This window comes from Porphyromonas macacae DSM 20710 = JCM 13914 (assembly GCF_000379945.1).
Taxonomy (GTDB): Bacteria; Bacteroidota; Bacteroidia; order Bacteroidales; family Porphyromonadaceae; genus Porphyromonas; species Porphyromonas macacae.
The window spans coordinates 24,774-36,845 of the sequence record NZ_KB904133.1 but is presented as its reverse complement, the minus strand read 5'-3'; the positions used below and the strand labels follow the sequence as shown (position 1 = coordinate 36,845).

The following is a 12,072-nucleotide window of genomic DNA, read 5'->3' as shown; positions in this document are numbered from 1 at the left end:
AATTGATATTTGCTAAGTTACTCAAACTTAGTGAACGAACGAAGCCCTAGCTTGTGAAAGTTGGGGCTTTGTCGTTGGATGAGGAATAAAAAAAGGAGGCTGCCCCAAAAATGAATTTTGACACAGCCCCCCTTTTTATTTGTCTGCACCTTGTAACGCCCAAACCAAATAATGCTTCGGTAGTATTTTTACCGAAAAATTTAGCCGTTGTATCTTTGGGTAGTATGAGTCTTCCGGATGAGGCTTATATTCCATGATCCCTTGGAATGTACTGTTGATTGGTTTAACCGGATATATCGTAAAACGTAAAAGAGAAGCATCTTTTGGGGTGAAAATCTTATATCCTGTTTCTTTGGCACACCATAAAATGGATAATAGTTCGGTTTGTTCCAGCTTGTTTCTTCGGCTAAGCCACTCTTCTTCACGGGCGTTGATAAATTTGTGCCTGACCCGTTCTACATTGCGTCCTTTTCGCTCGATGTCCACTCCCGGTATATAGTCTTTGTCCCCGGCCAATAGAGCCAGCATATTATTGCTGTGTGACAGGCTGATGGAAATGTGGGGCAGGGCGGGAATGTAAGGCCTTCCTTCCGGTGTATGGGCTATCTGTATATAAGTTTCTGCCGATTCGGCAAATAATAATTCAACGAGTTCTTCTGCCGTTCGCCGTTCGGCCTCTCGCATGGTTTCATGTGAGAGGGGATATATGCCGGCTAAGACAGGTTCGGAAAAAGGGATGTTGAGCATCGTATTATCTGTTCTCCCCTCCACCGGCCGAGGAGGGCGGGGGAGTCAGTTTGACTTCGGTGATTCGATATCGCTCCATTTTTGTGGCAGTAATGGTCCATCCTTCCGTGGTTACACTGTCTCCGGTATGTACCAGATCTTGTTTGATTTCCATGAGCAGTCCGCCCAGTGTGTCTACTTCTTCTTCATATTCGCCGAAAGACCCCGGTTCGATGTGCAGAGCACGCCGGGCATCATTGATGGACGTCTTGGCTTGAAACAGGTAGCTGCCATCGGACAGTTGTTTATACAGAGGCTCTTCCTGATCGTATTCATCCGAAATTTCACCCAAAATTTCTTCAAGAATATCTTCCAATGTAATGATGCCGGATGTACCTCCATATTCATCCACCACAATAGACATATGCATGCGGTTGGCGCGAAATTCTTCCAAAAGATTGTCCAGGCGTTTGTTTTCCGGCACGAAATAAGCTTTTCGGATAAGTTTCTGCCAGTTGAAGTCCGCCTCTGCGTCTTTATAGGGGATGAGGTCTTTCACATAAAGAATGCCCTTGATATTGTCCTCTGTATTTTCGTAGACAGGAATACGTGAATATCCCGAAGAAATCACTTCTTCTAAAATTTTATCGAACCCCCACGAAATATCCACATCCACCATATCCATACGCGGCACCATGATATCGGAGGCTGTTTTATTGGAAAATTTTACAATCTCGGTAAGCAGTTTCTTTTCTCCCACCTGACTTTCTCCGTCGATCAGGTTGACCGCCTGTGAAAGATCTTCTGCCGAAAGATTGTATTTCCGGTTGCCGAAAGAGTCCGTAACTACCGATGAAGAGCGAATCAGCAAGCTCGAAACCGGTTTTAGAAGTTTGATGATGATTTCCATTTTCGGTGCCGAAAAACGGCTCATCTTCAACGAATGTTTTTGTGCATATACTTTGGGGATTATTTCACCAAACAACAGTAATAAAGCAGTGAGCAGTACCGTTTGAATAATAAAACCGACAACGGAAGATCTGAATTCGAATAAGTTCCTGAATGTGTAAGCCGTGAGCATGATAATGGCTACGTTAATCAGATTGTTCCCGATAAGTATCGTGGCCAGCAAACGTTCGGAATCGCTCAAAACTTTCAGCAAAGATCTGTCTGCGGGTGTTTTCTCTTCTTTTATTTCTTCTAAATTTTGGGGTGTAAGAGAAAAAAAAGCCACTTCCGAAGAAGACATATACCCCGACATGAAGAGTAAAATCACCGTTACTGCAATAGCTATGATTACAGCGGAAGACAGGGGATAAACCGAAACCTGGTCAAGAATGTTGAGTAGAAACATATCGTGTATGAGATGGGCTGTTATTCGATATTAAAAAGGCTCGCTGTCGTTATTTGCATTATATCGTTCATCAGAGAAAGAGGCGTTATCATTCTCCCTTGGAGTTTTATTGCCTTCGGTTCCTTTTTCTTCGGACTGTTTTTTTTGCGGTGTACTATCGACGAAGAAAAGTCGTTCAGCCACAATTTCCGTAATATTTAACGTTTGCCCATTTCTATCGGTATAGTTTCGGTAGCGCAGTCTTCCTTCTACGCCGAGGCTCATCCCTTTATGTACCCATCGCTCTGCCCATACGGCCAGTTGATTGGGAGCTACAATACGGTGCCAGTCGGTCTGTTCTTTAACCTTTCTACCATCCGGCGTGGTAAAAGCTTTGTACCCTGTGGCCAGAGAAAAGGTTGCAAAGCTGAAATCGTGATCCATGTGTCTGACCTCCGGTTCGTTACCGATATGTCCGATGAGGATAACCTTGTTATAAGACATAGATTATATGTACACTCGTTTATTTATGAATGCAAATTTAGTAAAAACCCGGATAGACTTCTGTCTCTTGCGCTTAGGTGAAGTGTATAAACGGTAGATATATTTTAAGATGGTATCGAAATATCTTATCTTTGTGCCATCTTGTTTTTATGATTTTTTAGATTACTATTGATATGATTAGACAGAAGAGTGCAAACGTTCCCGTTTGGAAGGATATTTATTCTTATGCAAAACTGCCTGCCAATCTTCGAAGGATAGAAGAATTGTCTCACAATCTTTGGTGGGTTTGGAATCCCGGTGCACAACGGTTGTTCAAAAGGCTTTCTCCCGAGTTGTGGGAAAAGACGGAGGGAAATCCCGTTATGCTTACCAGACAGTTATCTGCCGAGTCGCTTGATAAAATAAGTGCAGACAAAGATTTGCTGGCACAATTGGACGAAGTGTATGGCGAATATCTCGCTTATATGAACCAGCCGGTAGACAAGACTCGCCCTTCCGTAGCTTATTTCAGCATGGAATACGGCTTGACCAATGTCCTGAAAATTTATTCCGGAGGTTTAGGTGTTTTGGCTGGAGATTATCTCAAAGAAGCCAGTGACAGCAATGTAGATCTTACGGCTGTCGGTTTTCTCTATCGTTATGGTTATTTTACCCAAACCCTTAATGCCGATGGGCAGCAGATTGCCAATTACGAAGCACAGGATTTTGACCAGCTACCCATCACACAGGTAATGGATGAAGACGATAATCCCGTAATCCTCGAAGTCCCCTTTTCCAATCACAATGTGTATGCCCATATCTGGCAGGTTAAGGTAGGACGCATCAACCTCTATTTGATGGATACGGATATAGATATGAATAGCAGTTGGGACAGGGAAATAACTCACAAACTGTATGGCGGTGAATGGGAAAACCGGATGCGTCAGGAGTATCTGTTGGGTATCGGAGGAGTATTGCTTTTGGATAAATTAGGTATACAAAAAGATATCTATCACATGAACGAGGGGCATGCAGCCCTCATCAGCGTGCAAAGACTGATTAATTATGTGCAGAAAGAGCAGAAGTCTTTCGATGAAGCTCTTGAGCTGGTTCGTGCCTCCACGCTCTATACCGTACATACGCCCGTACCTGCGGGGCACGATTATTTTGCCGAGGATCTTTTTGGAAAATACATGGGGCATATACCCGGACAGTTGGGTATCACATGGCAAGATCTGATAGACCTGGGTCGGGAAAATCCGGGTTCGGGCGAAAAATTCTCCATGAGTGTTTTCGCTTTGAATACCTGTCAGGAAGCCAATGGTGTCAGTAAACTGCACGGACGGGTTTCGCAGACAATGTTTGCTCCTGTTTGGAAGGGCTTTTTCCCTGAAGAGTTACATGTGGGTTATGTGACCAATGGAGTACACCTGCCTACCTGGGCTACGGAAAGATGGCAGGAGTTTTACAAAAAAATCTTCGGCCCTGATTATTTGGAAAACCAGGTGAAAGAAGAGATGTGGAGCAAAGTGCAAAATGTACCTTCTGAAGAGATTTGGGAAATTCGTCAGGCACAGAAAAGAGATTTGATCGAGTATATCAAACAGACTTACGCTGAAAATTGGGCAAAGAACACCGGACGCCCCGATCTGGCTATGGCCACTCTGGAAAAACTCGATCCGAATGTATTACTGGTCGGTTTTGGCAGGCGGTTTGCCACTTATAAGCGTGCTCACCTGCTTTTTACCGATATTCACCGTCTGGCATCTATCGTAAACAATGCAGACAGACCGGTATACTTTATTTTTACCGGCAAAGCGCATCCTGCAGACGGTGGCGGGCAGGGATTGATCAAGCATATTTTGCAGTACAGTCATCGTCCCGAACTTCTCGGTAAAATTCTTTTCCTTGAGAATTACGACATTCGTTTGGCACAGAAACTTATTGCCGGGGTAGATGTCTGGATGAATACCCCCACGCGTCCTTTGGAAGCCTCCGGTACATCCGGAGAAAAGGCCGAGATGAACGGTGTGTTGAATCTCTCTGTCCTTGACGGGTGGTGGTATGAGGGGTACCGTAAGGATGCCGGTTGGGCAATTACCGAAAAGAGAACATTTACTGATCAGCACTATCAGGATAAACTTGATGCCACTACCATTTATGAACTTTTGGAAAATGAGATAGCTCCGTTGTATTATCATCGTGAAGGGAAGAAGAGTTATTCCGAAGGCTGGGTGCAATTCATCAAGAATTCGATGAGCTATATTGCGCCTCACTATACCATGAGGCGTATGTTGGACGATTATTACGATCGTTTCTACAATAAACTGCACGACCGCTTCCTTACCTTGACCGAAGATAATTGTCTTCATTTGAAAGAACTCGTGGCCTGGAAAGAAAACGTGGCCAATAATTGGGATGCTTTGAAGGTTTTGGAGTTCAAACAGTATAATGAGAATATCAATCAAAACAATCGGATCAATGCCGAAGGCATAGATAAAATCATTCTTAAGATTGATAAAGGAGAGCTGAAATGCGACCTCAAGGTTCAAATGGTAATTGCACGTTCCGAGCAGGATGGCAATAAGATGGAACTGTTGGAAATAAAAGACTTCAAACAGTTATCCTCCGAACAGAACGGCCGGGTGGTTGCCTTCGGTATGGAAGGCAAGCATTCGGTACCCGGACATCAGAAAATAGGTATCCGCATACTGCCTAAGTATGATTTACTGCCTCATCCGATGGATTTTGCCTATGTCCTTTGGATTGCTCCGGAGAATATCTGAACTCAGTTTTTGTCGAATCTGTATATTGACAATATTGTTGCAAGCCGAATGGAATTTTTATCCGTTCGGCTTTTTTTGCGAGATACTTATGGAATATGGTTATCTTTGACATTACACAATAATTCTAATACAAACCGAATTTTTAATACGAATAACCAATGAAAACGACTCCTTTCACTGACATCCACATTGCTTTAGGCGCCAAGATGCACGAATTTGCCGGCTACAATATGCCAATTGAATACAATGGCATTAAAGAAGAACACATGAACGTGGTCAACAATGTGGGTGTTTTTGATGTATCCCACATGGGCGAATTTTGGGTTAAAGGTCCCAAAGCATTAGAGTTTCTGCAAAAAGTTTCCAGTAACGACGCTTCCAAACTGGCTGTGGGACAAATCCAATATTCTTGTTTCCCGACCGAAAACGGCGGTATTTTGGACGATTTCCTTCTTTATAGATATGAAGAAGATAAATATATGATGGTGCCCAATGCGGCCAATGTCGAGAAAGACTGGGCATGGTGCGTTAAGCACAATACCATGGGTGCCGAGTTGGAAAACGGTTCCGACCATATTGCTCAATTGGCTGTTCAAGGCCCCAAGGCAACTCAAGTGATGCAAAAGCTTACTTCTATCGATCTCTCTGAAATCCCATATTATACATTCAAGGTAGGAGAGTTTGCCGGTTGTCCCAATGTTATTCTTTCTAATACCGGCTACACGGGTTGCGGCGGTTTCGAGCTGTATTTCTACCCTGAATATGCCGAAACCATTTGGAATGAACTATTCAAAGCCGGAAAAGAAGAGGGTATCATGCCCGCAGGTTTAGGAGCGCGCGATACGCTGCGTCTTGAGATGTGTTTTTGCCTGTACGGCAATGACATCGATGAGAAACACTCCACTCTGGAGTCCGGTTTGGGTTGGATTACCAAACTCGTGGATGGCAAAGAAGCCATGATCGGGCGTCAAATACTGTTAGATCAGAAAGCAAACGGTTTGCAACGCAAACTTGTGGCATTCGAACTGCTCGATAAGGGCGTTCCCCGTCAGCATTATGAAATTGCCAATGAAGCCGGGGAGGTTATCGGTGAAGTTACGAGCGGTACCATGTCTCCGGCACTGAAAAAAGGTGTTGGCATGGGTTATGTAAAAACAGAATACAGCAAGGTCGGTACCCCCATCAAGATTGTGGTACGTGGACGGGGATTGGCAGCCGAGGTCGTTAAACCGCCTTTCCGTAAATAAAGAGTACTGTTCTATACCATAAGACAAATAAGGTAGGCGAGCTGAATTATATGTTTTTTGCAATAGCTGTAGAGAGAAATTTCTATGGCTATTGTTCTTTTCAAGTGTAGATATAAATGTATATGTAGCTGTGCTTGAATTTTAGCACAGCAGACTCTTTTTACTTTGATTGAAAGAAAAACCCTTCTGTTTGGTTATGCAAATTTTTATATCTATTTGTATAATGAATAGGACTGTTTATCCCAATGCTTTTTTCTCCTTCGGCTGTATTTGTGTTATCTTTGATAAATACAACAAGATAGTATTATGAAGAATCAACTAAAGGTAGGTGATAAGATACGCTTTCTCAATGCCGTAGGAGGGGGGAGAGTGACCAAAATAGAGCGCGGACTGGCATATGTGGAAGATGAAAACGGGTTTGAAATCCCTACGCCGGTGCATGAATGTGTTGTGGTACAAGAAGAGGATACGTTCATTCCCGCTTACAAACCTCCCAAGATCGAACCGAAACCCCATGTGCCGACCTCCGGTCAACCTAAAGTAACCAAAGCCGATTTTTCTGTTCGGCCAGAGCATTCAGAGATGACACCCGAGCCCAAGTTGCCGCATACCTATCTGCCCGGAGGCAATAAGCTCAATGTCTATTTGGCCTTTGTGAGCACAGATCTGAAAAAACTCGGACAGTCTTCTTATCTGGCATATATAGTAAATGATTCCAATTATATCCTCCATTTCGTTTATATGAACCGTACGGAAGGCACTCGCTGGCACTTGCGTCATGTGGAAACGGTGGAGCCGAACATGAAAGTGCTCATAGAGCAGTTCGAAGCTACCCGATTGAATGATTTGGAGCATATAGCCATTCAGATTGTTGCTTATCAGACAGATAGAACATTCGATTTGAAAAAACCTGTGAATATCGAACATGCTTTGGATACGGTCAAGTTCTTCAAACTGCACAGTTTTACCGAAAATGATTTCTTTGATGAACCGGCCATGCTGTTGCGATTGATTGAAGACGACAGGCCGATGGGCATGAAAAAAAACGATGCGGAGAAAATAGAACAGGCATTAAAACAAAAGAAACACATGGCTTCTGCACCGGCACGAAAGCCCGATGCTCCGAAAATCAGGGGAGAGCATATTATAGAAGTCGATCTCCATGCCGCCGAGTTGCTCGATTCCACACGAGGAATGGAGGCAAAAGATATTCTGGAATACCAGCTTAGTAAATTTCGCGAAGTGATGGATCGGGAACTGAAGCATCATGGGCAAAAAATTGTCTTTATTCATGGTAAGGGTGAGGGCGTTTTACGTAGAGCTGTGGAACAGGAATTGAAAAGAAAATATCCGCAGTGCCGTTTTCAAGATGCTTCTTTTCGGGAGTACGGTTTCGGTGCTACTATGGTAACCGTCAAATAACATGGAGATAGAGCATAAATTTCTGGTCAACGATACCGGCTTTTTAGCTGATGCCACAACTTCCTTTCGCATCTCTCAGGGGTATCTGTCGGAGTCCTCTCCGACCCTTCGTATACGTATAGCCGGGCAACGGGCTTTTTTGACTGTCAAGAGTCCCAGTATAGACGGAGGTCTGAGCCGCCATGAATGGGAGTATGAGATCCCGGTGCAAGAAGCCCGGCAGATGCTCCCACTATGCAAAGGGCACGTTATCGAAAAGACCCGGTACATTGTACCGTATAAAGATAAAACGTGGGAGGTAGATATTTTTCACGGTCGTTATGAAGGGCTGGCGGTGGCTGAGCTTGAAGTGGTAGGTGCTGATGAATATTTCGATTTGCCGCCTTGGGCCGGAACGGAAGTTACGGGTGATAAACGATACTACAATGCCTATATGGCAAAATATAACGATACGCCGATACCATTAAAAATTAATATCGATAAGTAATGAAGAAAAACAGAATTCTTTCCCTCTTTCTTGTTCTCTCTTTGGGTTTTGTAGCCGGAGCAAGAGCCGACGAGGGTATGTGGCTGTTGCAGCAGCTGGCGCAGAAGCATGCAGATATGCAGAAGCGGGGATTAAAGTTGAAGCAGTACGACATTTATAACCCTGATGGCACTTCGCTGAAAGATGCCGTAGTTATTTTTGACCGCGGATGTACCGGTGAGGTTGTTTCTGATCAGGGGCTGGTACTTACCAACCATCACTGCGGTTACGATGCCATACAGCAGCTCAGTTCCATAGAGCACAACTATCTGGAAGACGGTTATTGGGCTATGAGCCTGAAAGAGGAGCTTCCTGCAAAAGGAGTTAAGATCACTTTTATAGACAAAATAGAAGATGTGACCGGTTATGTAAAAGCAGAGCTTGGTAAGAATACCGACCCGAACAGCATGGACTATTTGTCGCCCAGGTATCTCAAAGGGTTGGCCGTGCAAAAAGTCGGAAAAGCTTTCCTTGACAGTAATCCCGGTGTCGATGTGGAGATCAAGGCTTTTTATGATGGTAATAAATATCTGATGTTTACCACCAAAACTTACAGTGACATTCGTTTTGTGGGAGCTCCTCCCAGTAGTATCGGCAAGTTCGGCTCCGATACCGACAACTGGATGTGGCCTCGCCATACGGGAGACTTTTCTGTTTTCCGCATTTATGCCGATGCCAAGGGCAATCCTGCTCCTTACTCCGAAAATAATGTACCCCTGCGTCCCAAACGTTGGCTGAATATCAGTACTCAAGGTGTTAAGGAGGGCAGCTTTGCCATGATTATGGGTTTCCCCGGCACTACGCACCGGTTTTATACGCCGGCCGAGGTGGATGAGTGGAAGAGTATCGATAATGATATCCGTATTCGTATGCGTGCCATTCGTCAGGATGTGATGCTGGAGCAGATGCTTGCCGACCCTCAAATCAAGATTATGTATGCAGCTAAATATGCGTATTCTCAGAACGGTTATAAGCGAGCTATCGGAGCAAACTGGGCAATCGACACGAAAGATCTGCGTGCGGCCAAAGCCGGACAGCAGGATGATCTGCTAAAATGGAGCAAATCTAAAGGAATCGGCAAGTATGATAAAGCTGTCAGAGACATATCGGACGAAGTGTCTTCGCGTAAAGAATTGCGTCGTCGTTTATGGTATTTGGACGAGGGTATCATACGCAGTATCGAGTTTGCAATGGCCCCCATGCTTACCGAAGAAATCGAGAACATTCTTTTGGGGAGCGATGAGTCGAAGAAAAAATCTTGTCTGGAGCAGATCAGGAAAGCCTTTGAAGCCTACAACAATAAAGATTACAGTACCAAAGTCGATAAGCTGATAGCCAAAGCTGTGTTGGCGGAGTATACTGCACAAATTCCTGCGAAATACTGGCCTGCATCTTTACGTGAGGGAGTTAGAAAACACGGTTCTGTGAATGCCTGTGTGGACTATATGGTCGATAACTCTGTCATGCGCAGCCCCGCCACTTTCGATGCAATGATGGAACTTCCTGCACAGAAACTGGTAGAAACGCTGAAAAATGATCCTGTTGCGGTCTTTGCACGCGACGTGGCCATGGAATACGTACAGTTGAAAAAAAGTTTGGCACCTTTTGACGATCCCATATCCCGTGCTCGTAGAACATACGTTGGCGGTCTTCTCCAGCAACATGGCGATACAGCCCTTTGGCCTGACGCCAACTTTACCATGCGTTTTACCTATGGTATGGTCAAAGGGTATTCGCCGAAAGACGGCGTTCGTTACGGGCATCAAACTTATCTTTATGGAGTTATGGAGAAAGAAGACCCGAATAACTGGGAGTTTGTGGTGCCGGAGAAATTAAAAACCATATTCAATCGAAAAGATTACGGCCGTTGGGGCATGACGATGCCTGACGGTTCGAAGCGTATGCCCATTGCTTTTTGTGCAACCACGCATACTACGGGCGGAAACTCCGGAAGTCCTGTTTTGGATGCCTACGGCAATCTTATCGGGCTTAATTTCGACCGCAATTGGGAAGGCGTTGGCGGAGATATTCAGTATCTCCCCGATTACCAGCGCAGTATCATTGTGGATATTCGTTATGTTATGCTTATCATTCAGAAGTATGGCAGTTGTCAGCGTCTGATCGATGAAATGACGTTCAGCAAGAACTAAGAAGAGCGTGACTACGGTTGAGATGTGGAAAACGCGATTGGCGTTTCTTGGTCATAAGGAGTTGCTTCCATCGGTTAGCCGGTGGTTGCAACCCTGCATCTCGTTATTTCTGCAGGATGAACCGCCTGCACTGTCGAATTGCTGGGGCAGTCGCATGGGTGGAGCGGCTTATGCTCCACAGGAGGTTATGGCACAGCTTGCAGCATTACCGTACGAAACTGTTTTCGTAGCTTGCATCGCTTTGACTCCTGTTGCTTCTTTCTTGCCCGAAAGTTCTCTTCCGAAAAACGGGTGGCTCTATTTTTTTCGGGAAAAGAATGGCACCAAAGGTATGGCATTCCATTATGCCGGCGCCGTTTCTGCAGAGCCGGAGGGGATGAAAGTATCCGATCCGGGTATGGAGCTTACGGTGGGGCGTGGCTATACCTTGTCTCCGCATATGGAAGCCGATACCGCGATCTCTGCCATACCGGCGGATGTATGTGCAGACATTAAGGCACAGGCAACATGTTATGGAATGATGCTTTTACCTGCTTCGGACAATTGGCAGAACTATATTCTTCTGCTCTCTTTGCCCGGACATCGTTTTTATATTGAGCAGGCACAGCTTGAAAAACAAAACTTTTCACGATTGTTTTGCGACTGATACCGAACCGTTGTCTTGAAGTTTTTCATTGTGTCCGATAAAATGTTGGAAAAGCTGAAAAATAGTCGTCGAGGTTAGTAAACAGTCTGAGTAAGCAATTTTATTTTTCAAGCCTCTTTTTCTGTGATCATGATTTGGTTGATTGGAATGAGGTCGAAGCAGAAAAAACTGGAGTCTGCTTTCGAGCTTGACACCGAAACGCCATTCATCCAAATGTTTTTATAGCGCTGTTTGAGACTGCTTACGATGACACAGAGATTATCCATCGGTGTAATATTGGTGATTCATTTCATTATTTTAGAGGTATTACTGTGTAATTTGTTGGGCGCTGATACCATTCATTATCGTGTGGATTCGCTTGTTTTAGATAATGGATAAGAAGAGAGACTTCAGAGTTTTCTGTCATTTTTTTTCACATTCACGGCTTGAAGTTGTGTGATCTCTTGGATTAGCCGAATAAACGTATTAGCATTTGAATTTCCGGACGAGATACATAGCTTATTTAATTTGATAATTGCCGGGGAACATCGGGTATTGAAAAGCAGCTGTTTATATCTGTTGTCGTTGCTTGTTGGAGTTATGTAATATAGATACTCCGATTAAAGGCTTACAGCATCTATCACTTTACCCGAAAGCGTATTTTTAGGAGATGGTCAAGATGGATAGGTGTATATGCGGAAATTTTTTTGCGTTTTCGATATTTTGTTGAATGATTGCTGATAAAATATCATTTTTTTCAAAAAAGAAGATAAA

The 12,072-nt window shown here is 44.3% G+C and carries 10 protein-coding genes; 6 read left to right on the top strand and 4 right to left on the bottom strand.

Annotated features, from left to right (window positions below; all coding sequences use genetic code 11):
- Positions 1-135: 135 nt before the first annotated feature.
- The 3 genes from A3GI_RS11195 to A3GI_RS10615 are packed head-to-tail and all read right to left on the bottom strand — an operon-like array spanning position 136 to position 2,563.
- Positions 136-747: a 4'-phosphopantetheinyl transferase family protein gene (locus A3GI_RS11195; protein ID WP_018360446.1), complete on the bottom strand. Its 612-nt coding sequence runs from the start codon at positions 745-747 to the stop codon at positions 136-138.
- Between the two features lie 4 nt (positions 748-751).
- On the bottom strand, positions 752-2,080 hold the full coding sequence (gene gldE / locus A3GI_RS10620) for a gliding motility-associated protein GldE (RefSeq protein WP_018360445.1): 1,329 nt from the start codon (positions 2,078-2,080) through the stop codon (positions 752-754).
- A gap of 30 nt (positions 2,081-2,110) precedes the next feature.
- Complete coding sequence (locus tag A3GI_RS10615) at positions 2,111-2,563, bottom strand: single-stranded DNA-binding protein (RefSeq protein ID WP_018360444.1); 453 nt, start codon at positions 2,561-2,563, stop codon at positions 2,111-2,113.
- A gap of 173 nt (positions 2,564-2,736) precedes the next feature.
- Here A3GI_RS10615 and glgP point away from each other — a divergent pair, with 173 nt between their 5' ends.
- The 6 genes from glgP (at position 2,737) to A3GI_RS0105315 (ending at position 11,319) form a co-directional block, all read left to right on the top strand.
- A complete protein-coding gene (gene glgP / locus A3GI_RS0105340; protein ID WP_018360443.1) occupies positions 2,737-5,328 on the top strand; it encodes an alpha-glucan family phosphorylase in 2,592 nt (863 codons plus the stop codon).
- Positions 5,329-5,486: 158 nt separating this feature from the next.
- Entirely contained in the window at positions 5,487-6,575 is a 1,089-nt protein-coding gene (gcvT, locus tag A3GI_RS0105335; protein WP_018360442.1) for a glycine cleavage system aminomethyltransferase GcvT, read from the top strand.
- Between the two features lie 306 nt (positions 6,576-6,881).
- A complete protein-coding gene (locus A3GI_RS0105330; RefSeq protein ID WP_018360441.1) occupies positions 6,882-7,997 on the top strand; it encodes a DUF2027 domain-containing protein in 1,116 nt (371 codons plus the stop codon).
- A gap of 1 nt (position 7,998) precedes the next feature.
- The gene (locus A3GI_RS0105325; protein ID WP_018360440.1) at positions 7,999-8,484 is read left to right on the top strand and encodes a CYTH domain-containing protein; all 486 of its coding nucleotides are present in this window, start codon (positions 7,999-8,001) and stop codon (positions 8,482-8,484) included.
- The gene (locus A3GI_RS0105320; RefSeq protein WP_018360439.1) at positions 8,484-10,673 is read left to right on the top strand and encodes a S46 family peptidase; all 2,190 of its coding nucleotides are present in this window, start codon (positions 8,484-8,486) and stop codon (positions 10,671-10,673) included. Before A3GI_RS0105325 ends, A3GI_RS0105320 begins: the two co-directional genes overlap by 1 nt.
- A gap of 22 nt (positions 10,674-10,695) precedes the next feature.
- On the top strand, positions 10,696-11,319 hold the full coding sequence (locus tag A3GI_RS0105315) for a hypothetical protein (RefSeq protein ID WP_036870208.1): 624 nt from the start codon (positions 10,696-10,698) through the stop codon (positions 11,317-11,319).
- A gap of 107 nt (positions 11,320-11,426) precedes the next feature.
- Here the strand turns inward: A3GI_RS0105315 and A3GI_RS11620 are convergent, their stop codons facing one another.
- A complete protein-coding gene (locus tag A3GI_RS11620; protein ID WP_018360437.1) occupies positions 11,427-11,585 on the bottom strand; it encodes a hypothetical protein in 159 nt (52 codons plus the stop codon).
- Positions 11,586-12,072: the final 487 nt, after the last annotated feature.

Excerpts from the sequence above, each read along its gene's own strand:
- A3GI_RS11195 (WP_018360446.1), bottom strand. The coding sequence starts at position 747 with ATGCTCAACATCCCTTTTTCCGAACCTGTCTTAGCCGGCATATATCCC.
- gldE (WP_018360445.1), bottom strand. The coding sequence starts at position 2,080 with ATGTTTCTACTCAACATTCTTGACCAGGTTTCGGTTTATCCCCTGTCT.
- A3GI_RS10615 (WP_018360444.1), bottom strand. The coding sequence starts at position 2,563 with ATGTCTTATAACAAGGTTATCCTCATCGGACATATCGGTAACGAACCG.
- glgP (WP_018360443.1), top strand. The coding sequence starts at position 2,737 with ATGATTAGACAGAAGAGTGCAAACGTTCCCGTTTGGAAGGATATTTAT.
- gcvT (WP_018360442.1), top strand. The coding sequence starts at position 5,487 with ATGAAAACGACTCCTTTCACTGACATCCACATTGCTTTAGGCGCCAAG.
- A3GI_RS0105330 (WP_018360441.1), top strand. The coding sequence starts at position 6,882 with ATGAAGAATCAACTAAAGGTAGGTGATAAGATACGCTTTCTCAATGCC.
- A3GI_RS0105325 (WP_018360440.1), top strand. The coding sequence starts at position 7,999 with ATGGAGATAGAGCATAAATTTCTGGTCAACGATACCGGCTTTTTAGCT.
- A3GI_RS0105320 (WP_018360439.1), top strand. The coding sequence starts at position 8,484 with ATGAAGAAAAACAGAATTCTTTCCCTCTTTCTTGTTCTCTCTTTGGGT.
- A3GI_RS0105315 (WP_036870208.1), top strand. The coding sequence starts at position 10,696 with ATGTGGAAAACGCGATTGGCGTTTCTTGGTCATAAGGAGTTGCTTCCA.
- A3GI_RS11620 (WP_018360437.1), bottom strand. The coding sequence starts at position 11,585 with ATGGATAATCTCTGTGTCATCGTAAGCAGTCTCAAACAGCGCTATAAA.